23 protein-coding genes are annotated in these 18,272 nt (G+C 65.2%); 10 read left to right on the top strand and 13 right to left on the bottom strand.

What is annotated here, in order from left to right; all coding sequences use genetic code 11:
* Nucleotides 1-5: 5 nt before the first annotated feature.
* The 3 genes from MHX64_RS00835 to MHX64_RS00845 form a co-directional block, all read right to left on the bottom strand.
* On the bottom strand, nucleotides 6-533 hold the full coding sequence (locus MHX64_RS00835; RefSeq protein WP_239355592.1) for a hypothetical protein: 528 nt from the start codon (nucleotides 531-533) through the stop codon (nucleotides 6-8).
* Nucleotides 534-573: 40 nt separating this feature from the next.
* Nucleotides 574-1,095 (bottom strand): transcription elongation factor GreA, encoded by a 522-nt coding sequence (greA, locus tag MHX64_RS00840; RefSeq protein ID WP_034999593.1) that lies wholly within the window; start codon nucleotides 1,093-1,095, stop codon nucleotides 574-576.
* Between the two features lie 106 nt (nucleotides 1,096-1,201).
* On the bottom strand, nucleotides 1,202-1,660 hold the full coding sequence (locus tag MHX64_RS00845; RefSeq protein ID WP_239355591.1) for a DUF4307 domain-containing protein: 459 nt from the start codon (nucleotides 1,658-1,660) through the stop codon (nucleotides 1,202-1,204).
* A 116-nt stretch (nucleotides 1,661-1,776) separates the two neighbouring features.
* Here MHX64_RS00845 and mca point away from each other — a divergent pair, with 116 nt between their 5' ends.
* The 3 genes from mca to MHX64_RS00860 are packed head-to-tail and all read left to right on the top strand — an operon-like array spanning nucleotide 1,777 to nucleotide 3,729.
* Nucleotides 1,777-2,631, top strand: a complete 855-nt coding sequence (gene mca / locus MHX64_RS00850; RefSeq protein WP_239355590.1) for a mycothiol conjugate amidase Mca — start codon at nucleotides 1,777-1,779, stop codon at nucleotides 2,629-2,631.
* Nucleotides 2,632-2,931: a hypothetical protein gene (locus MHX64_RS00855; RefSeq protein WP_239355589.1), complete on the top strand. Its 300-nt coding sequence runs from the start codon at nucleotides 2,632-2,634 to the stop codon at nucleotides 2,929-2,931.
* A gap of 18 nt (nucleotides 2,932-2,949) precedes the next feature.
* Nucleotides 2,950-3,729, top strand: coding sequence for an isoprenyl transferase (locus MHX64_RS00860; RefSeq protein ID WP_194560363.1), 780 nt, complete (start codon nucleotides 2,950-2,952; stop codon nucleotides 3,727-3,729).
* Here the strand turns inward: MHX64_RS00860 and coaA are convergent, their stop codons facing one another.
* Nucleotides 3,730-4,653: a type I pantothenate kinase gene (gene coaA, locus MHX64_RS00865; protein WP_194560362.1), complete on the bottom strand. Its 924-nt coding sequence runs from the start codon at nucleotides 4,651-4,653 to the stop codon at nucleotides 3,730-3,732. It lies immediately after the preceding gene.
* Between the two features lie 113 nt (nucleotides 4,654-4,766).
* Here coaA and glyA point away from each other — a divergent pair, with 113 nt between their 5' ends.
* Nucleotides 4,767-6,059 carry a serine hydroxymethyltransferase gene (gene glyA / locus MHX64_RS00870; RefSeq protein WP_370642045.1) on the top strand — a complete coding sequence of 431 codons (1,293 nt, stop codon included), beginning with the start codon at nucleotides 4,767-4,769 and terminating at the stop codon, nucleotides 6,057-6,059.
* Here glyA and MHX64_RS00875 read toward each other — a convergent pair.
* Complete coding sequence (locus tag MHX64_RS00875; RefSeq protein ID WP_370642044.1) at nucleotides 6,056-6,484, bottom strand: DUF5997 family protein; 429 nt, start codon at nucleotides 6,482-6,484, stop codon at nucleotides 6,056-6,058. The two genes, glyA and MHX64_RS00875, sit on opposite strands and share 4 nt — an antisense overlap.
* Between MHX64_RS00875 and MHX64_RS00880 the strand changes: the two genes are divergently transcribed.
* From MHX64_RS00880 to MHX64_RS00890, 3 genes are all read left to right on the top strand, one after another.
* Nucleotides 6,483-7,061, top strand: coding sequence for a LysR family transcriptional regulator substrate-binding protein (locus MHX64_RS00880; protein ID WP_239355587.1), 579 nt, complete (start codon nucleotides 6,483-6,485; stop codon nucleotides 7,059-7,061). The two genes, MHX64_RS00875 and MHX64_RS00880, sit on opposite strands and share 2 nt — an antisense overlap.
* 53 nt (nucleotides 7,062-7,114) lie before the next feature.
* Complete coding sequence (locus MHX64_RS00885; RefSeq protein WP_239355586.1) at nucleotides 7,115-7,699, top strand: hypothetical protein; 585 nt, start codon at nucleotides 7,115-7,117, stop codon at nucleotides 7,697-7,699.
* Between the two features lie 114 nt (nucleotides 7,700-7,813).
* Nucleotides 7,814-8,344 (top strand): GNAT family N-acetyltransferase, encoded by a 531-nt coding sequence (locus MHX64_RS00890; RefSeq protein ID WP_239355585.1) that lies wholly within the window; start codon nucleotides 7,814-7,816, stop codon nucleotides 8,342-8,344.
* On the opposite strand, the gene MHX64_RS00895 is transcribed toward MHX64_RS00890, so the two are convergent.
* The 4 genes from MHX64_RS00895 to MHX64_RS00910 all read right to left on the bottom strand — a co-directional run bounded on the left by MHX64_RS00895 (nucleotide 8,341) and on the right by MHX64_RS00910 (nucleotide 12,508).
* Complete coding sequence (locus MHX64_RS00895; RefSeq protein ID WP_239355584.1) at nucleotides 8,341-9,900, bottom strand: MDR family MFS transporter; 1,560 nt, start codon at nucleotides 9,898-9,900, stop codon at nucleotides 8,341-8,343. The two genes, MHX64_RS00890 and MHX64_RS00895, sit on opposite strands and share 4 nt — an antisense overlap.
* Nucleotides 9,894-10,502, bottom strand: coding sequence for a TetR/AcrR family transcriptional regulator (locus MHX64_RS00900; protein ID WP_239355583.1), 609 nt, complete (start codon nucleotides 10,500-10,502; stop codon nucleotides 9,894-9,896). Before MHX64_RS00900 ends, MHX64_RS00895 begins: the two co-directional genes overlap by 7 nt.
* A 27-nt stretch (nucleotides 10,503-10,529) precedes the next feature.
* Nucleotides 10,530-11,042 carry a hypothetical protein gene (locus tag MHX64_RS00905; protein ID WP_239355582.1) on the bottom strand — a complete coding sequence of 171 codons (513 nt, stop codon included), beginning with the start codon at nucleotides 11,040-11,042 and terminating at the stop codon, nucleotides 10,530-10,532.
* A 65-nt stretch (nucleotides 11,043-11,107) separates the two neighbouring features.
* Entirely contained in the window at nucleotides 11,108-12,508 is a 1,401-nt protein-coding gene (locus MHX64_RS00910) for a class II fumarate hydratase (protein ID WP_239355581.1), read from the bottom strand.
* A 103-nt stretch (nucleotides 12,509-12,611) separates the two neighbouring features.
* Between MHX64_RS00910 and MHX64_RS00915 the strand changes: the two genes are divergently transcribed.
* Nucleotides 12,612-13,304, top strand: coding sequence for a CPBP family intramembrane glutamic endopeptidase (locus MHX64_RS00915; protein ID WP_239355580.1), 693 nt, complete (start codon nucleotides 12,612-12,614; stop codon nucleotides 13,302-13,304).
* An 8-nt stretch (nucleotides 13,305-13,312) separates the two neighbouring features.
* Here MHX64_RS00915 and glpX read toward each other — a convergent pair whose 3' ends face one another.
* Nucleotides 13,313-14,323: a class II fructose-bisphosphatase gene (gene glpX / locus MHX64_RS00920; protein ID WP_239355579.1), complete on the bottom strand. Its 1,011-nt coding sequence runs from the start codon at nucleotides 14,321-14,323 to the stop codon at nucleotides 13,313-13,315.
* A 122-nt stretch (nucleotides 14,324-14,445) separates the two neighbouring features.
* Here glpX and MHX64_RS00925 point away from each other — a divergent pair, with 122 nt between their 5' ends.
* Nucleotides 14,446-15,027 (top strand): DUF4245 domain-containing protein, encoded by a 582-nt coding sequence (locus MHX64_RS00925; protein ID WP_239355578.1) that lies wholly within the window; start codon nucleotides 14,446-14,448, stop codon nucleotides 15,025-15,027.
* Here MHX64_RS00925 and MHX64_RS00930 read toward each other — a convergent pair.
* Both MHX64_RS00930 and xseA read right to left on the bottom strand, forming a co-directional pair.
* The gene (locus MHX64_RS00930; protein WP_239355577.1) at nucleotides 14,993-15,256 is read right to left on the bottom strand and encodes an exodeoxyribonuclease VII small subunit; all 264 of its coding nucleotides are present in this window, start codon (nucleotides 15,254-15,256) and stop codon (nucleotides 14,993-14,995) included. The genes MHX64_RS00925 and MHX64_RS00930 overlap by 35 nt on opposite strands.
* An 11-nt stretch (nucleotides 15,257-15,267) precedes the next feature.
* Nucleotides 15,268-16,509: an exodeoxyribonuclease VII large subunit gene (gene xseA, locus MHX64_RS00935; protein WP_239355576.1), complete on the bottom strand. Its 1,242-nt coding sequence runs from the start codon at nucleotides 16,507-16,509 to the stop codon at nucleotides 15,268-15,270.
* A 95-nt stretch (nucleotides 16,510-16,604) separates the two neighbouring features.
* Here xseA and MHX64_RS00940 point away from each other — a divergent pair, with 95 nt between their 5' ends.
* Nucleotides 16,605-17,582 (top strand): 4-hydroxy-3-methylbut-2-enyl diphosphate reductase, encoded by a 978-nt coding sequence (locus MHX64_RS00940; protein ID WP_239355575.1) that lies wholly within the window; start codon nucleotides 16,605-16,607, stop codon nucleotides 17,580-17,582.
* A gap of 17 nt (nucleotides 17,583-17,599) precedes the next feature.
* Here the strand turns inward: MHX64_RS00940 and MHX64_RS00945 are convergent, their stop codons facing one another.
* Nucleotides 17,600-18,271, bottom strand: coding sequence for a DUF6542 domain-containing protein (locus tag MHX64_RS00945; protein ID WP_239355574.1), 672 nt, complete (start codon nucleotides 18,269-18,271; stop codon nucleotides 17,600-17,602).
* Nucleotide 18,272 lies beyond the last annotated feature (1 nt).

Below are 18,272 nucleotides of genomic sequence, written 5' to 3' on the forward strand. Positions count from 1 at the left end.
GCGGCTTAGTAGTTGTTGTCCGGAACCACGGACTGGCCGTCGACGGACACGGTGGTGAACACCGGCTTGCCGTCAATGATCTCCGGGTTGCCCAACACAACCTTCACGTCTTCTTCGCGGTTGTCCGGGGAGACAACGACGCGGGTGCCGGTGCCCTCGGCGAGATCCTCGCCCCACTGCTCCCAGACGATGTTTTCGAGGAAGTCGTCCTGGTTCTTGCAGTCCACGGTCAGGCGGTCCGGGCGCACCAGGTCGGTGGCGCCGCAGTTATTGAACACCGGGGCGGCGGCGACCGCGGCCTCTGCGGTCTCCTGCTCCTGCGCCGCGTTGGCCTCGGTGACGTTGGTCGCCGTCGCGGTGCTGGTGGCGGTGGTTGCAGTGCCGGCGCCCTTCAGCGAGTCCGGGTCCTGGGTGGTGGCGGTGTCGACCTTCTCGGAGGAGGGGTTCTGGTGCGGCGGGGTGCAGCCTGCCAGAGCGATGGCGGCCAGGGCGGCGACGCCGGCTACAGCTTTGCGGGAAGAGGTGGCAATCACAGGAATGGTCCTTCTGTTTTTGAAAAGAGAAAAGTACTGGCTACTTCGCGCGGGGCGTGGAGGCCTTGACTGAATCATACGGCTCGGCGGAGACGATGGTGACGGAAATCTCGCGGCCGTTCGGGGCGGTGTACTTGCGGGTTTCGCCCTCGGAAGCGCCGACGACGGCAGCGCCGAGCGGGGACTGCTCCGAGTAGGTCTCCAAATCCGCGTTGTCCGTCGAGGCTGCGCGGGTGCCGATGAGGAAAGTCTCGCGGTCGTCCTCGTCGCCGTCGTAGTAGACGTGCACGACGGAACCGACGTGGGCGACACCCTCGACGATGCCGGTGCGCTCGGTGGTGGAGTTGGACAGGATCTCGGAGATCTGCTTGATGCGCGCTTCCTCCTGGTCCTGCTGCTCGCGGGCTGCGTCGTAGCCGGCGTTCTCCTTGAGGTCGCCCTCCTCGCGGCGCTCGTTGATCTCGGCCGCGATGGCGGGGCGGTTGTCAATGAGCTGCTGCAGTTCGGCCTCGAGCTTGGCCTTCATTTCAGGAGTGATGTACTGCTGCTGGGATTCAGCCATAGGGGTCTAAACCTTCCCTGATACGTGAAATCGGCCCGCCGCTCGCGGGCCAATGTGTGCAGATATACAGCCGAAAGATTACCACACGCGAAAGTGGCGGTTTCCGCTAGCGTGCTGCGTAGAAGCTGCTCTCCGGGTCCATGTAGAAGGGGAGATTTTCGGAGCAGCCGTAGATGCGCCCCGACACCAACGGCTCGCGCACCGGCAGGTCCACGGCGATGCGGGAGTGCTCGTCGCCGCCGGCTGGCAGGACCACCTCGCGGCGGCCCACCTCGGCGTGGGAGTAGTCCACCGCCGTGACGATGCAGTACGCGGGCGTGTCCGGGTTTTTGCGGTTCACGTCGATCCAGAGCCGGCCCGTGTCGTCGTCGATATGCTCCTGCGAAATGAATTCGGCGCGGACCGGTTCGTTGAAGCGCTCCATGATCGTGCGGGCGCCGACGAAAAGAAGGGCGATCATGAGCAGCCCGGAGACAATCGCCACCACTTTGCCGCCGATCGAGCCGCCGGAGCCGCGGTTGCGGCCGTAGCGTTCGGCGGGGCGGGGAGAGGTGGCGGTGCTCACGTAAACGGCTCCTTGCAGGTGGTAAGGACTTTAGCGTTGATGGTACTAAGATGGCGCGGAGGTACAGAACTGACCCCTACGAAAGTTGGATTGATCGAGTGACCGGGTTTCGTCTCATGGCAATTCACGCCCACCCAGACGACGAGTCCTCAAAGGGTGCGGCCACCATGGCCAAATACGCCGCGGAAGGCAACCGCGTCAAGGTCGTCACGTGCACCGACGGCAGGCGCGGCGACATCCTCAATCCGGCTATGGACCGCCCCGGCGTGCTAGACAACATCCTCGACGTGCGCCGCGAGGAGATGGCGCGCGCCGCGGCGGCGCTCGGCGTCGAGCACGTCTGGCTGGGCTACGAGGACTCCGGGCTGCCGGAGGGCGACCCACTGCCGCCGCTGCCGGAAGGCTCGTTCGCGGTGCAGGACCCGGAAGAAGTGGCAGTGGAGATTGTGAAGCAGATCCGCGAATTCCGCCCGCACGTGATCATCACCTACGACGAAAACGGCGGCTACCCGCACCCCGACCACCTGATGGTGCACGCGATCTCCATGATCGCCTGGGAGCGCGCGGGCGACCCGGATTTCGCCCCCGGCGCCGGCGAGCCATGGACGCCGCTGAAGCTGTACTACTCGCACGGCTTCATCTTGCAGCGCATGAAGCTTCTGCAGGAGCGGCTCATCCAGCGCGGCGAGAAGAGCCCGTACGAGCTGATGATCAAACGTTGGGAGGAAAACGAGGGCGACGTCTTCGACCGCGTGACCACCCAGGTGGAGTGCGCCGCCTACTTCCCGCAACGTGCCGAAGCGCTGACGGCCCACGCCACGCAGATCGACCCCGCCGGCGCCTTTTTGGCCAGCCCGGTGGAGGACCAGCAGGACGTCTGGCCCACCGAGGAGTTTGAGCTGGCCGCGACCAGGGTAAAGACCACCCTGCCGGAAACGGACCTGTTTGCCGGCATCGAGGAGGAAAACTAAATGTCTACGTTCACCATCGCCGCGGCCAGCGCCGCGAACTTCGTGCTGGCCCAGAACCCGGGCGAGACCCCGGTCGGCCCGGACTTCGGCAAAGCCTCGCCGATCGGGTTGCTGCTGCTGGTGGTCCTGGCCATCGTGGTGCTGTTCATCGGCTGGTCGTTTCACCGCCGCTTCTCCCGTTTCAAGCGCCGCCAGGCGTTCGCGGAAGCCCGCGGGATTGATCCGTTCGACGAGAAAGCGATCGACGAGGCCATGGAGAAGGCTGGTTTGAAGGACCAGCGGAAGAAAAACGCTTTCTAGCTGGCTAGAATTTATCCCGTGTCTGTCCTTTCGAAGCTGCGATACCCGCTGTACCCGCTGTATGAGGCGCGCCTGAAGCGCGAGCTGCGCGGCAAAAAGCGCCCGAAGCACATTGCCGTGATGGCCGACGGTAACCGGCGCTGGGCGCGCGAGGCGGGCTTCGAGGACATCTCCCACGGCCACCGCGTCGGCGGCGCGAAGATCGGCGAGCTCGTACGCTGGTCCGCGGAGATGGACGTGGACGTGCTCACTATCTACTTGCTGTCCACGGAGAATCTGCAGCGCACCACCGAGGAGGTGGAGCTGCTGTTCGACATCATCTCCGGGGTCATCGAGGATCTCGCCACGGAGGACTACACCTGCCGCGTGCGGTTGGTGGGGCATCTGGATTTGTTGCCGGAGGACGTCGCTAAGCGGATGCGCGAGGGCGCGGCCGCAACCGATACGAAGCACGGCCTCACCGTGAATATCGCGGTCGGCTACGGCGGGCGCCAGGAGATCGTGGACGCGGTGCAATCGCTTATCGACGACAAAGCCCACGCCGGAGTGCCAGCCACGGAAATGGCCGCCGAGATCACCGTGGAGTCCATCGCGGAGCACCTGTACACCTCCGGCCAGCCGGACCCGGATTTGGTCATCCGCACCTCCGGCGAGCAGCGCCTGTCCGGTTTTTTGCTGTGGCAGGCGGCGTACTCGGAGATCTGGTTCACCGATATTTACTGGCCGGCGTTCCGCAAAATCGACTTCTTGCGCGCGCTGCGCGATTACTCGCAGCGCTCCCGCCGCTTTGGCAAGTAGCTACATCTTGCGCATGCGCACGCGTTGGACGGTGTGGTCGTAATCCTTGCGCAGCACCAGCGAGGCGCGCACGCGGGTGGGCAGGATGTTTTCAACCAGGTTGGGCAGGTTGATGGTCTGCCACAGCTCGCGGGCGGCGTAGGCGGCCTCGGCGTCGTCCATGCCGGCGAAGCCTTCGAAGTGGTTTCCGGGCTGCTGGAACGACGTATCTCGGAGTTTGAGGAAGCGCTCGATGTACCAACGCTCGATGTCTTCGGTCTTCGCGTCGACGTAAATGGAGAAATCGAACAGGTCGGAGACCATCAGCGTCGGGCCCGTCTGCAGCACGTTTAACCCCTCGAGGATGAGGATGTCGGGCTGGCGGACTTCCACGAATTCGTCGGGGAGGATGTCGTAGGCCTCGTGCGAGTAGATCGGGGCCTTGACCACCGGCTGGCCGGATTTGACCTCGGTGACAAACCGCATGAGGTTTCTGCGGTTGTAGGACTCCGGGAAGCCCTTGCGTTTCATGATCCCGCGCTCTTCCAGCACCGCCTTCGGGTGCAGGAAGCCGTCGGTGGTGACTAGGTCCACCCGCGGGTGCGAATCCCAGCGCTGCAAAAGCACCTGCAGCACGCGTGCGGTGGTGGACTTGCCCACGGCCACCGAGCCGGCCAGGCCGATGATGAACGGCACGTGCCCCGGGTCGCCGCCGATGAAGGTCTCGGTGGCGTTGGTGAGCTTCTGTCGGGCGCGCACCTGCAGGTGAATCAGGCGCGACAGGGGCAGGTAGATGTCCTCGACCTCCTGCAGGTCGAGGTTTTCGCCGATGCCGGAGAGTTTCTTCAGCTCTTCCTCGGTGAGCACCTGGGGCATCTTGGCGCGGCGCTTGCGCCAGTCCTCGCGGTGGAAGTCGAGGTACGGCGACGAATCGGCTCGTGACATAGCCACCATTGTTGCACCCGCGCAAAAGGGGAATAAATCAGCCTTCTGGGCGTGCCGACTTTCCTATACTTCGAGGAGCCGTAATCATCGCGAAAAGAAAGGACCCGGTCGACGTGTCTGAAGACCTCCGTTACCAGGATCTGGCCACCTACGATCCCGAGGTGCACGCCGCAATTGTGGACGAGCTGGCGCGCCAGCGCGACACCTTGGAGATGATCGCCTCCGAGAATTTCGTGCCCCGCTCAGTGCTGCAGGCGCAGGGTTCGGTGCTGACCAACAAGTACGCCGAGGGTTACCCGGGCCGCCGCTACTACGGTGGCTGTGAGCACGTGGACGTGATCGAGGACTTGGCGCGCGACCGCGCTAAGGAGGTCTTCGGTGCCCAGTACGCAAACGTGCAGCCGCACTCGGGTGCGCAGGCCAACGCCGCGGTGCTCATGGCGCTGGCGGAGCCGGGCGACACCATCTTGGGTCTGGACCTGGCGCACGGCGGCCACCTCACCCACGGCATGAAGATCAACTTTTCCGGCCGTCTCTACAACGTGGAGGCGTACCAGGTGGAGGAGGACACCCACCAGATCGACATGGCCAAGCTGCGCGAGCAGGCCCGCGAGGTCAAGCCGAAGGTGATCATCGCCGGCTGGTCCGCGTACCCGCGCCACGAGGACTTCGCGGAGTTCCGCTCCATCGCCGACGAGGTCGGCGCTTACCTGTGGGTGGACATGGCCCACTTCGCAGGCCTGGTCGCCGCCGGTCTGCACCCGAACCCGGTCCCGCACGCGCATGTGGTGTCCTCCACGGTGCACAAGACTCTCGGCGGCCCGCGCTCCGGTTTCATCCTCACCAACGACCTGGAGCTGCACAAGAAGCTCAACTCCGCGGTTTTCCCGGGCCAGCAGGGCGGCCCGCTGATGCACGTCGTGGCTGCGAAGGCGACCGCGTTCAAGATCGCGGGGAGCGAGGAGTTCAAGGACCGCCAGCAGCGCACCCTCGACGGCGCGAAGGTGCTAGCGGAGCGTCTGCTTGCCGACGACGCACGCGAGGCCGGCGTTTCCGTCGTCTCCGGCGGCACCGAGGTGCACCTCGTGCTGGTGGACCTGCGTAACTCGCCGATGGACGGGCAGCAGGCCGAGGACTTGCTGCACTCGGTGGGCATCACCGTCAACCGCAACGCGGTGCCGTTCGACCCGCGCCCGCCGAAGGTGACCTCCGGCCTGCGCATCGGAACTTCCGCGCTGGCCACCCGCGGCTTCGGCGAGGAGGATTTCCGCGAGGTCTCCGAGATCATCGCGGAGACATTGATCAAGGCCGAGAATGCCGACGTTGATGCGCTGCGCGGCCGCGTTGAGGCCCTGGCGCGCAAGTACCCGCTCTACCCGGACCTCGAGGATTGGAAGATGCTCTAGTCTTCCTCGGCTTCTCCGGCGTCGGCGCTTGCGCCGTCGCCGCCGTCGACTGCGTGCCCGCGCTGCTCTGCAAGAGTGGCGCGGGCTTTTTGCAGCCACTCGGGCTGGTCGTCCAGCAGCGCGCGGATTTCGGCGGTGGTCATCGCTTGGTCCACGCCGGCGTTTTTCAGCGCGGTCACGGAAATCCCCAGCTTGCGGGCCACTTCGGGGCGCGGGTGCGGGCCGGAAAGCCGCAGCTCCTGCAGCCACTGCGGCGGGTTGTCCTGGAGTTCGCGCAGTTCGGCGTGGGTCACGGCGCCGTCCTGAAACTCCTGTGGGGTGGCGGGAAGGTAGATGCCCAGCTTCTTTGCGGCGGTCACCGGCTTCATGGCGGTGCCGGAGGGGGTCTGTTCAGTCATGGCCAAAACGGTAGCATTGGTAGCCATGCTCACCATTGCCTTCGTCACCGGCACTGAGCCGGGGAAGTGGTTCCGCCGATACGAGGAACTCACAAGAAGTCGCCTTGAGACGGTGCCGTCGGATGATCCGTTCGTGCTCGTCGGCAAGCAAGCAACTGCGGCGCTCGTGCGGCTCCCGGACGAGCGCGTCACCGACGAGCACCACGTGGTGCGCCTCTACGAAGAGGCGGCCGGTGTCGCGGTGCCGAAAGATTCCGTCTACGCGGAGGTAGGGGAGGTCACCCGCGAGGATTTGGCAGATGAGATCGTGAACTTTGACGGGCAATCGCCTATCGACGACCTCCGGTCCGCCCTTCAAATCGTCGCCGCAAACGTCGGTGTGGCTTACGCGCCCCTGCCATTGTTGAAGAACCTCGCGCGAAAGCAGATAAAAGCGTTACAACTTGCTGGGGAAGAACCGGCGACCCAGATCGCGCTCGTCTGGCGCAAGGCGGACGATTCGGACGCTGTGCAGGACTTTGTCGGAGTGACGAAGGGTCGCACAGTGCGTTCCTCGCGCGGAAAGGCGCACCCCCGATCGGGTGCAAAGAGGGCTCGACGTTAACGCAAAGTTCATAATGGACGGCGCACTAATTTCAAGAATGAAAGGTATTGATTATGTTCTCCCGTAAAATCGTCGCTTCCGCAGCTGCACTGACCCTTGGCGCAACCGGCCTGGTTGCTTGCTCCGACGACGGCGAGGGTGAGCCGACCTCCACCGAGGTTGTCTCCGAGACCGCCACCGAGACCGAGGTCGCCACCGAGACCGCCGGCGAGGGCGACGCTGACGCTACCGACGGCGCCGCAGCTGGCGATGCTGAGGCTACCGAGGAGATCACCACCGCTGACGGCGCAACCGCAATGGTGCCGGCCGGCGTGAAGGCGGCTATGGATCAGTACGCTGAGCCGGAGTGGGGCGAGCCGATGGCGGTTGAAGAGACCGACGGCGGCTGGATCGTCACCTACGACAACGAGCACTACATCACTTGGAACGAGAACACCGGCGGCGCACCGACCTGGGGCCAGATCGCTAACGAGTGGATCACCGACGTCCGTCTGGACCAGAAGATGGGCTTCCCGCTCGCACCGGAGACCGAGAACGCTGATCAGTCCGGCTGGACCCAGGAGTTCGAGAACGGCACCATCGAGTGGACCCGCGGCGGCACCGAGGATGCGTTCACCGCAATCGTCACCGAGAAGTAAAACTGGGCGTAGCCTCGCCTGATTTCGAGCGCCACCTGGCTGCGGCCGGGTGGCGCTTTTGTGTTGTCTCGCCCACGTTTGCGCGCCGTGGCGCGGATCTGGACAATGGAGCGCATGCAAAAATCGGACTTTGCCATCCGGCCCATCCGACCGGAAGACTATCCGCAGGTACGAGCCATCTACGAGATGGGACTACAAACAGGCAACGCCTCTTGGGAAACCAAGGGGCAGAACTGGGAGCAATTCTCCCGCAAGAAGATCATGGAGACCGTCTTCGTGGCGGTCGATGCGGACGACGACAACAAAGTCCTCGGCTGGGTGGGGGCCGCAAAAGCCTCTACCCGCAGCGTGTTCCATGGCGTTGTTGAAGACTCGATCTACACCCACCCGGACGCACGCGGCCGTGGCGTCGCCGGCGCGTTGCTAGACCACCTGATCCAGACTTGCATCAGCCTGCACAAGTGGTCCATCCACTCCTGGATCTTCCCCGAAAATGAAGGATCCGCGGGCCTGCATAAGTCCCGCGGATTTGAAAAGGTGGGCACGTTCCACAACATGGCGCAGATGGCCTACGGCGAGCGCCAAGGCGAGTGGCGCGACTGCGACATCTGGGAGCTGATTCTGCCGATGTCGCGCAACTCCTAGCTCAGGTCTTCCTTGAGCGCCTCCTCGCGCACGGGCAGAAGCAGCAGGAAGGCGAGGATAGCCAGGGGGACCATCAGTAAGAACACCGGCGTCAAACCGTCGTTGTAGCTGCTCAGCACGGCTTCCCGGAGGGGATCAGGAAGCTGGGCGACTGTGCCGGGGGTGAGGCTATTCGCCCCGCCGTCCTGGAACTTCGCGGCGTACGCTTCGCCCTCCGGCCCCAGCTTCGCCAGCGCCTCCGGCAAGCGCTGCTCCAGGTTGTCGCGCATGTTGTGGATGAACAGCGAGCCCGAAAGCGACGCGCCAATGGACGAGCCGATCTGACGGAAGAAGTTGTTCGTCGACGTCGCTGTGCCGACGTGCTTGAGCGGGAACGAGTTCTGCACGATGAGCACCAGCACCTGCATGACCAGGCCCAGGCCAAAGCCGAAGATGAACATGTAGATGCCCAGCCTGGTCAGCGACGTGGTGACATCCAGGCGCGAGAACAGGAACAGCCCCAGCGTGGTGATGAGCATGCCAACCAGCGGGTAGATCTTGTATCGGCCGGTCTTGGAGATGATGAAGCCGACCGTCATGCCGGTGACGAGCATGCCGATGACCATCGGCAGCATCATCAGGCCCGCCTCGGTGGGGGTGAGCTGGTGGACCATCTGCAGGTAGGTGGGCAGGTACGCCAGCCCGCTGGTCATGGCCAGGCCCAGCACGGTGCCGGCCAGGGTAGTCAGGACCATGTTGCGGTTTTCGAACAGGTCCATCGGGATCAGCGGGTTGGTCACGCGCAGCTCCACGAACACGAACGCCACGGCCGCAACCAGGGCGATCAGCGAGGTGGTGATGATGGTGGGGGAGCTCCACTCGTACTGGGTGCCGCCCCACGTGGTGGTGAGGATCAGCGAGGCGGTGGCCACCACCATCAGCGTGGTTCCGAGGTAGTCGTAGTGCATGCCCTTGGCGGTCCCGCGGCGCAGGCGCAGCACGGCGGCGCACACGCTCATCGCGAGCAGGCCGAGCGGAATGTTCATCCACAGTGCCCAGCGCCAGCCGGGCCCGTCGGTGAACCAGCCGCCGAGCACCGGGCCGAGCACCGAGGACACACCGAAGACGGCGCCCATGACACCCATGTACTTGCCGCGCTCGCGGGCGGGGACGACCTCGGCGATGATGGACTGCGAGTTCACCATCATCCCGCCCGCGCCCAGGCCCTGCACGGCGCGACCGATGATCAAAAGCTCCATGGTGTGGGCGAAGCCGCCGATGGTGGAGCCGACCACGAACAGGCCGATGCCGGTGATGTAGAGCCACTTGCGGCCCAGGATGTCGCCGAGTTTGCCGTTGATCGGCATCGCGATGGTCATGGTGACCAAAAACGCTGAGATGACCCAGCTCATGTGGTCCACGCCGCCGAGCTCGCCCACGATGGTGGGCAGGGCGGTGGCGAAAATCATCTGACCCAGCGAGCTCATCAGCATGGTCAGCAGCAGGGCCGAGAACACCAGCCCCACGTTTGGCGTGCTGGCCTGGGGCGGTTGTTTGTCCGCGCGGGTTTCTACCATTTCATCTCCTTTGCGTAAACGGTCAGATCGTGTGCGTTTGCCAGCAATTGTTTGACGGGGTCGTCCTGATCCGGAGGGTGCCACAGGTAGCGGCTCACCGCGCCCTGGAAGAGGATCACGATGAACTGCGTCTCGTCCTCCAGCGTCCCGGGGAATTTGCGGTCCTCGGGGAAGCGTTCGAAGTGGGCGTAGACGGCGCGGCCGACCTCGGTGAGGAAGCCTCGTTTGCGCGCGGCCTCGGCGTGCATCAGCCCTGGGTTGTTTTCCAGTAACTCGTGGCGGCATTTCGCGGCCGGTCCGTCGAAGCGCCCTGGATCCACCTCGATGGAGCGGATGACAAGTTCGAGCACGTTCTCACTCGGCGTCGTCCGGATTGCGGCGAGCGCATCCTCGCTGAACGTGAACGGGAACGACCCTAGGATCGCCTCGTCCTTGGAGTCGACGTAGTTGAAAAACGTGCGCCTGGAAATGTCTGCGGCGCGGCAGATGTCGTCGACGGTGACGTTGTCGTAGCCCTGCGCGCGGACAAGCTTCGCGGCCTGGTCGCGGATGCGTTGCAGCGTCTCGCGACGCTTCTGCTCCCGGATTCCTTCATTTTGCACGGGGTGCAATATTACACCCAGTGCAATTTAAGGCAAACCGGCCGATAATTCGCCTTCTACCAGGGCAATGTCGCCTTCCAGGTACGTCAGTTTCACAACGCCGGGCGTCTGCTTTTCGACGTCCCAACGGCCCTGCCCGTCATTACACCTCTTCGTCAACGGGATGGATTCTCCGCCCTCGCCGATCAGCGCGGTGCAGCCGGTCAGGGGATAGGTCACCGAGGCGGTGCCGCCGCCGAAGGTCGCCACCGCGGGCCACGCCTTGACCTTCGCGTCATCCTCCAAACTGTTCAGGGTGCCGGTAAACGTGCCCGATATGGTTTCGGTGGGGGCCGACGGATCGTCGACAGGCTGCGGCTGCGCAGTCACCGTGACGGTTTCCGGCACCTCATTGGCGGGCTCGGGTTTTGGGTTGGCGTACCAGTAGGCCGCCGCGAGCGCGACGCCGATGATGGCGACGATGAGCGCGAGCACCCCACCGACGACCCACGGCTTGTTCGGGCCGCCCGCGGTGCGCAGCTCGGAGAAAGAATCAGGCATGAAAAAGCCCCCAGCAGGTTGGTTGATGTGCTGGGGGCTGATTCTAGCTAGGTGCTGTTTGCAGCCTAGTTTCGGTCAGTGTTGGCCATGGACAGCACGTTGAGGCGCTTGTCCAGCTCCTCCTCGGTGAGCTTCTCGCCGTCCACGAAGCCGAGATCGATGGTGGCCTGGCGGATGGTGATGCCCTCCTTGACCGCGTGCTTGGCAATCTTCGCGGCGTTTTCGTAGCCAATCGCGGAGTTCAGCGGGGTCACGATCGACGGGGAGGACTCGGCCAGCGTGCGCATCCGCTCTTCGTTCGGCTCGATGCCGTCGACAAGCTTGGTGGCGAACTGGCGGGCCGTGTTCGCGAGCAGGCGGGAGGACTCGAGCACGTTGCGCGCCATCATCGGGATGAACACGTTGAGCTCGAACTGGCCCTGGGTGCCGCCGAATGCGACAGCCGCGTCGTTGCCGATGACCTGCGCGGAGACCTGCGTTGCGGTCTCGCACAGGACCGGGTTGACCTTGCCCGGCATGATGGAGGAACCCGGCTGCAGGTCCGGCAGGTGGATCTCCGCGAAGCCGGCCAGCGGGCCGGAGCCCATCAGGCGGATGTCGTTGGCGATCTTGTACAGGGACACGGCCACGGTGCGCATCGCGCCGGAGAACTCGACCAAGCCGTCGCGGTTGGCCTGCGCCTCGAAGTGGTTCTTCGCCTCGGAGAGCTGCTCGACGCCGGTGAGCTTCTTCAACTCCTCGGTGACTTTGCCGCCGAACTCTGCCGGGGTGTTGATGCCGGTGCCCACCGCGGTGCCGCCGATGGCGAGCTCGCCCAGGCGCTCCAGGGTGGCCTCGACGCGTGCGACGCCGAGTTCGATCTGGTGGGCGTAGCCGGAGAACTCCTGGCCCAGGGTCACCGGGGTGGCGTCCATGAGGTGGGTGCGGCCGGACTTGACCACCTCGTGCCACTCCTTGGCCTTCTTCTCCAGGGATTCCTGCAGCACCTTCAGCGCCGGGATCAGGTCGCTGGCCGCCGCCTCGGTCGCGGCGACGTGGGTGGCGGTGGGGAAGGTGTCGTTGGAAGACTGGCCCATGTTGACGTGGTCGTTGGGGTGAACCTCAACGCCGTTGGCCTTCGCAATGGAGGCGATGACCTCGTTGGTGTTCATGTTGGACGAAGTGCCGGAGCCGGTCTGGAACACATCGATGGGGAACTGATCGTCGTGCTTGCCGTCGGCGATCTCCTTCGCGGCAGCGATGATGGCGTCCGCCTTCTCAGCGTCGAGGTTGCCCAGATCCTTGTTCACCTGCGCACACGCGGCCTTGAGCAGGCCGAGCGCGCGGATCTGCTGGGACTCCAGGCCGCGGCCGGAGATGGGGAAGTTCTCCACGGCGCGCTGGGTCTGGGCGCGCCAGAGCGCGTCCTTCGGCACCTTGACCTCGCCCATCGTGTCATGTTCGATGCGGTATTCCTGATCAGCCATGATTGTCCTTTACTTCTGTCGCGTGCACGCCGCGCACGGTAGAGTGCGCGCGTGCCTTTCCACTGCACGATTATGCACCAACCGGACATAGCGAGGAGACGAAATGCCCGAACCGCAGGCCATGAAGACCCCCACTTTGAGGGACGCGTTGGTCGCGGCCGCCGCGATGGCGTCCATGGACGTTCTGCTCATCGGGCAGGGGCTGATCTTGGTGCGCGCTGGTGTGTCCCGGACAGTGGCGCTGACGGTGCTGCCAGCTGCCGTGTTGATCGCGCTCGCGGTGCCGACCGTGCTGCTGGTGCGCTACATGCGGCGCCGCGGGCTCGAGCTCGGATTCTCGAGGCTCGGGCACCGAGGCTGGCACCTGTTGTGGCAGGCCCCAGCGGTGGTGATCGGCTCGGCGGCAGCGACCTCGGTTGTCGCGCCGCTTATCGGGCTCGAGCCCGGAGGCGACTCCGCCAGCGAGACCCTCGCCAGAGACTTGGATAGCGCCGCACCGGTGTTGCTGCTGCTGGCGGGCTACCTGCTCATCGGGCCGTTCATCGAGGAGATCGTGTTCCGCCGCGTGCTGATGAACTACTTCGACACGCTCATGCCGGCGGCTGCGAGTGTGGTGGTCACCTCAGCGATTTTCGGGGTGGCCCACATCGCGCCGCCGGCGATGGTGTTCACCTTCTTCTCCGGCATTGGCCTGGCGCTTGTGGCGCGCTTCCATGGCAACATCACGTCCAGCGTCATTGTGCACGTGGTGAATAACCTGCTGGCCAGCGCGGCGGTGATTGGCGCGCTGCTTTAGCCTGCGTTTTAGTTCTCCGGCTCGGCGTAGTCCACCACGGAGTAGTCCTGCAGCTTCGCCAGCTGGTGCTGGGACTCCACGAAGCGCACGGTGCCGGACTTCGAGCGCATCACCAGCGAACGGGTGGTGGCACCCGACTTGCGGTAGGTCACGCCCTGCAGCATGTCGCCGTTGGTGACGCCGGTGGCGGCGAAGTAGCAGTTGTCGGAGGTGACCAGGTCGTTGATGCCCAGCACGCGATCCAGGTCGTGGCCGGCGGCGAGGACCTTTTCGCGCTCCTCGTCGTCCTGCGGGGCGAGCATGCCCTGGATCTCGCCGCCCAGGCACTTCAGGGCGCACGCCGTGACGACGCCCTCCGGGGTGCCACCGATACCCATCGCGATGTCGATGCCGTTGTCGGGCTGCGCCGCGGCGATGGCGCCGGCGACGTCGCCGTCCATGATGAAGCGGACTTTGGCGCCGGCGGCACGGATGTCGCTGACAAGCTGCTTGTGGCGCGGACGATCGAGCACGACCACCGTGATGTCGGCGGGGCGCACGCCCTTCGCCTCCGCGACTGCCTGGATGTTCTCGGCCGTCGACTTCGTGATGTCGATCGCGCCGACCGCCTCCGGGCCTACAGCGATCTTGTTCATGTAGAAGGCGTCCTGCGGGTTGAACATGGAGCCGCGGTCGGCGGCCGCAATGACGGAGATCGCGTTCGGGCGGCCCTCGGCCATCAGGCGGGTGCCGTCGACCGGGTCCACGGCGATGTCCACAGCGGCGCCGTGGCCGGTGCCCACCTGCTCGCCGTTGAACAGCATCGGGGCCTCGTCCTTCTCGCCCTCGCCGATGACGATCACGCCGTCCATCTCCACGGAGTTGATCATCTTGCGCATCGCGTTCACGGCCGCGCCGTCGCCCTCGTTCTTCTGGCCGCGGCCCACCCAGCGGCCGGAGGCGAGTGCGGCGGCCTCGGTGACGCGCACCAGCTCCATCGCGAGGTTACGGTCAGGGAAAAGTTCGGACTGTTCGGTCATGGGGAGGCCTTCCTAAGCATGAATCACAAAAAGACCCCTCTATTGTGGCACTTCTATCCGCGTTAGTGCCCGTTCTTCCCACCTTTAAGGGGGAAGCGGGGGAGCATGCCATACTGATCGGCGTGGCTAGCAACAAAAAACCCCGCATCTTCCAGGACGGACGAGACATCGCGATCAACTCCGTGCTCATCATCGTGCTGATGGTCGTCGCCGTCGGCGCGACCGGGCTGTGCTCGTTTAACCCCGGCACGCCCGAGCAGGGGCCGGTCCAGGAGGTCGACGCGAAGACCTTCCTCGACCTGGAGGCGCGCGGCGTGGACTTCGCTGTGCGCTACCCGGAGATGCCGGAAGGCTGGGTCACCAACTCCGCGCGCCGCACCATGCTGGGCGGCCAGCCGGCGCCGACGGTCGGCTGGGTCACCCCGGACCGCGGCTTCATCCAGCTCACCCAGACCGGCGCAGACGCGGAGGAAGCGGCGGAAGGCGCGGATGCGAAGCCGCGCACTCTGGACCGCACCGAAACCATCGAAGGCCGCAGCGTCGAGGTCTACACCTCGGACGAGAAGGACGTGCGCGACCTGTGGGTCGTCGACGCGGGCGATGCCCGGCTCGTGCTCACCGGCGCTGGCGAGGCGCGCGAGTTCGAGGAGCTGATCTCGACCGCGCTGGCTACTGCTCCGATTCAGGCTGCTGACGGGAACTGATCGCTTCCTCGACGCGTTGGGAGGCGCCGTCGAGGAGCACCTCGCACCGCTTCGCCAGCGCCTCGCCGCGCTCCCAGTATTTCAGTGACTCGTCCAGGCTCATTTGCCCCAGTTCGAGGATCTTGACGGTCTCAATGAGCTCGTCGCGGGCCTGCTCGTAGCTCAAGGTGGCGGGATCCGGCAGCGCGTTGTCGTTGGCCTGGCCAGTGCCGAAAGAGTTCTCAGTCATGTTTTGTGTTCCTAATCTGCTTGCGTGGTGGACATGGAGGCGGCGGTAATGGAGCCGTCGCCGACGCGGATGCGCAGCTGCGATCCGGGCGGGGATTGGTCGATGGAGGTGACAACTTCGGGCTCTGAGCCGTCGCGCGGCAGCACCTGCACCACGGCGTAGCCGCGGGCAAGCGTCGCCGAGGGGCCCAAGGCGGAGACCTGGGCGCGCAAGCCCCGCACGTGCTGCGTTTCGCGCTGCAGCAGGTGGCTCACGTCGCGGCGGATCAGGGCGGTGGCGCGCTCGATCTCTTCGCGGCGGCGGTTGATGGCCATCATCGGGTCAGCGAGCGCGGGGCGCGTGCGCACCGAGGCGAGCCCGTCGCGTTCGCGTTGGACCCATCCGCGCAGGGCGGCGGCCATGCGGGCACGTGCTTCGTCGATAAGCAATCGCTCCTGCGCCACGTCGGGGACCGCGCGCTTGGCCGCATCGGTCGGGGTGGCTGCGCGCACGTCCGCGACGTTGTCCAGCACCGGGTTGTCCGGCTCGTGGCCGATCGCGGAGATCACAGGAGTGCCAAGCTTAGCGACGGCACGCTGCAGCGCCTCCTCCGAAAACGGCAGCAGATCCTCCACAGACCCGCCGCCGCGGGCGACGATGATCACGTCCACCTCGGGGTCCGCATCGAGGGCCCCGAGCGCCTCGATCACCGCAGGTACGGTGGTCGGTCCCTGGACCGGGGTGTTGATGGTTTCGAAGCGCACCTGCGGCCAACGGCCCTGTGCCACGGAGTGCACGTCGCGCTCGGCCGCGGAGCCGCGGCCGGTGATCAAACCGACCTTCCTGGGCAGGTAGGGCAGCGGCTTCTTGCGTGCGGGGTCGAACAGGCCCTCGGAAGCGAGCTGCTTGCGTAGCGCCTCGATGCGCGCCAGCAGTTCGCCCGCGCCGACGTGCCTGATCTCGGTCACGCGCATGGAGAAGGTGCCGCGGCCCGTAAAAAAGGACGGTTTCCCCAGCACGACGACCCGGTCGCCGTCGTTGAGCGGCACCTGCATGCCCGTGAGCAGCGAAGTCTCCGCGGTGAGCTGGACGCTGGCCTGCTCCTGGGTGTCGCGAAGCGTGAGGTAGGAATACCGCCACGTTGGCTTTGTGTTGACCTGGGTGAGCTGGCCCTCGATCCACAGCCAGCCGAGGCGCTCAATCCAGCCCCTCACCGACGTGTTGAGCTTGGACACCGACCACGGCGACTCCGGCGAGCTCTTCGAATCTGCCACCGCATGCTCCTTTCCATTAGACGGATGCCACGTTACCCGGCGAGCCGACACCGCCCGCCTATTGTTTTTGACGTTGATTAGTTAGGGTTGGTTCCATGACAGATCAGGGTAAAAAAGTCCTCCTCGCATCCCCCCGCGGCTACTGCGCTGGTGTCGACCGCGCAGTGGAGACCGTAGAAAAGGCCCTGGAGAAGTACGGCGCGCCCGTCTACGTGCGCAAAGAGATCGTGCACAACAAGTACGTCGTGGAAACGCTGCAGGAACGCGGCGTGATCTTCGTCGACGAGACAGACGAGGTGCCCGAAGGCGCCCACCTGGTGTTCTCCGCCCACGGCGTCTCGCCGGCGGTGCGCGACTCCGCCAAGGACCGCAACCTGCTCACCCTCGACGCTTCCTGCCCGCTGGTGACCAAGGTGCACAACGAGGCCAAGCGCTTCGCCCGCGACGGCTACCACATCCTGCTTGTCGGCCACGAGGGCCACGAGGAGGTCGAGGGCACCGCCGGTGAGGCTCCGGAGATTACGCATCTTGTCGACGGAGTGGACGGCGTGGACCGCCTGCCAGACTTCCCAGACGACCAGAAGCTGGTGTGGCTGTCTCAAACCACGCTCTCGGTGGACGAGACCATGCTCATCGTGGACAAGCTGCACGAGCGATACCCGAACCTGGAAAACCCCCCGAGCGACGACATCTGCTACGCCACCCAAAACCGCCAGGCCGCGGTCAAGGAGATCGCCCCGCGCTGCGAGCTGGTCATCGTGGTCGGCTCCCAGAATTCCTCGAACTCCCGCCGTCTGGTCGAGGTGGCGCTGGAGGCAGGCGCGAAGGAGTCGCACCTGGTGGACTACGCCTCCCAGGTCAAAGACGAGTGGTTCGACGGCGTTTCCACCGTCGGCGTGACCTCGGGCGCGTCTGTGCCGGAGATCCTGGTCAAGGAGCTGGTGGAGGAGCTCGCCCGCCGCGGCTACGCGGACGCGGAGGAAGTCACTACCACCGTGGAGACCATCACGTTCTCCCTGCCGCGCGATCTGCGCCTGCCGCGCCGTGAGACTCCGGCGGTGGCGCAGGGGTAAAGCGCAAGGGGAAAGCGCTAGCTCTTGTAAAGGTCCTCGCCGAGCCGGTCCGCAATCGAGGTGGAGCCGGATCGCGGGGACTTTTTCTGTGCCGGTGTTTGTGCCCGCTTCGCGCTGCGCTCCGAATCGGCGCGGCGCAGAAGCTCGTCCACGGACACCGCCTTGGCGCGCTCGCGGGCGCGGCGACCCTCAGAATTCGTGCGGCGGTTGCTGCGGTTGATTCGGGTGCGTTCGGCGGTCTCGCGGCGCAGCAGCTGCTCGTTGTGGCGCTTGATCAAGCGGATGCGCACAACCGCAATGATGATCGAGCCCAGCGTGACGGCGAACAGCACGGGGAATAGCTCGGTGACCGGGTAGAACACCAGCAGTAGCGCAGCTTTGCCGGAAGCGCCGCCGGCAGCAATCTGGTTGCGTGACATCACCCAGCCGGCGATCACCACGGCCACAACGAACAGGATCGGCGCGCTAGCCACGGTGAGGAACAACCCCCGCGGGTTGACCAGGGTGGCCACCACAATCACGGCGACGGCGTAGAGAGCCAGAAACGGCCAGCCGATCACCCCGGTGGACAGCGAAATCAGCACGCCAGTGAACAGCGCGGCGAAGATGATGCCAATGCCGGACCCCGTGGGCAACCCGTGAAACGTTGCGGACGGGGAGGTTGAGTTCCGGTGAGAGACATGCGACACG

It is taken from the genome of Corynebacterium sp. ACRPZ (genome assembly GCF_022346205.1).
Classification (GTDB): domain Bacteria; phylum Actinomycetota; class Actinomycetes; order Mycobacteriales; family Mycobacteriaceae; genus Corynebacterium; species Corynebacterium lehmanniae.

What these genes read in the sequence shown, in the direction of transcription:
- MHX64_RS00890 (WP_239355585.1), top strand. Translation starts at nt 7,814, where the DNA reads ATGCAAAAATCGGACTTTGCCATCCGGCCCATCCGACCGGAAGACTAT.
- greA (WP_034999593.1), bottom strand. Translation starts at nt 1,095, where the DNA reads ATGGCTGAATCCCAGCAGCAGTACATCACTCCTGAAATGAAGGCCAAG.
- MHX64_RS00875 (WP_370642044.1), bottom strand. Translation starts at nt 6,484, where the DNA reads ATGGCTACCAATGCTACCGTTTTGGCCATGACTGAACAGACCCCCTCC.
- MHX64_RS00915 (WP_239355580.1), top strand. Translation starts at nt 12,612, where the DNA reads ATGCCCGAACCGCAGGCCATGAAGACCCCCACTTTGAGGGACGCGTTG.
- MHX64_RS00885 (WP_239355586.1), top strand. Translation starts at nt 7,115, where the DNA reads ATGTTCTCCCGTAAAATCGTCGCTTCCGCAGCTGCACTGACCCTTGGC.
- mca (WP_239355590.1), top strand. Translation starts at nt 1,777, where the DNA reads ATGGCAATTCACGCCCACCCAGACGACGAGTCCTCAAAGGGTGCGGCC.
- MHX64_RS00910 (WP_239355581.1), bottom strand. Translation starts at nt 12,508, where the DNA reads ATGGCTGATCAGGAATACCGCATCGAACATGACACGATGGGCGAGGTC.
- MHX64_RS00940 (WP_239355575.1), top strand. Translation starts at nt 16,605, where the DNA reads ATGACAGATCAGGGTAAAAAAGTCCTCCTCGCATCCCCCCGCGGCTAC.
- MHX64_RS00855 (WP_239355589.1), top strand. Translation starts at nt 2,632, where the DNA reads ATGTCTACGTTCACCATCGCCGCGGCCAGCGCCGCGAACTTCGTGCTG.
- MHX64_RS00895 (WP_239355584.1), bottom strand. Translation starts at nt 9,900, where the DNA reads ATGGTAGAAACCCGCGCGGACAAACAACCGCCCCAGGCCAGCACGCCA.
- coaA (WP_194560362.1), bottom strand. Translation starts at nt 4,653, where the DNA reads ATGTCACGAGCCGATTCGTCGCCGTACCTCGACTTCCACCGCGAGGAC.
- MHX64_RS00905 (WP_239355582.1), bottom strand. Translation starts at nt 11,042, where the DNA reads ATGCCTGATTCTTTCTCCGAGCTGCGCACCGCGGGCGGCCCGAACAAG.
- glpX (WP_239355579.1), bottom strand. Translation starts at nt 14,323, where the DNA reads ATGACCGAACAGTCCGAACTTTTCCCTGACCGTAACCTCGCGATGGAG.
- MHX64_RS00880 (WP_239355587.1), top strand. Translation starts at nt 6,483, where the DNA reads ATGCTCACCATTGCCTTCGTCACCGGCACTGAGCCGGGGAAGTGGTTC.
- MHX64_RS00930 (WP_239355577.1), bottom strand. Translation starts at nt 15,256, where the DNA reads ATGACTGAGAACTCTTTCGGCACTGGCCAGGCCAACGACAACGCGCTG.